General features: G+C 52.4%; 1 protein-coding gene. It reads left to right on the top strand.

Going from position 1 to position 252, the window contains the following annotated elements:
- Window positions 1-58: 58 nt before the first annotated feature.
- Window positions 59-252: hypothetical protein (locus Q4563_RS21275; RefSeq protein WP_303605941.1), on the top strand; the 194-nt coding region annotated here is incomplete at its 3' end.

Raw genomic sequence — 252 nt, 5'->3', positions numbered from 1 at the left:
CGTGTTCGCTGGTAAAACCCAATTTATCGTTAAGTAATCGATCAGGTAAGGAGCCGATATGGCCAAGGTAGCGAAAAAAGTCATCATTGATCTGCCGGATCTGGGGCGGGTAGACAGCATCAACAACAGCGGGTCATTTCAGCCCGGTGGCACCAAGCGCAATCCTGTCACAACGGACACTGGCGCGGTGCATTACGACGAAGAAACCCTGCCCAGCAAGGTTTCGTTCAAGTTGCCAAACCTGCCAGGGTA

It is taken from the genome of Gilvimarinus sp. 1_MG-2023, from assembly GCF_030548285.1.
Note: the sequence above shows the minus strand (reverse complement) of the source record. Positions and strands in the feature narration are given on the sequence as shown.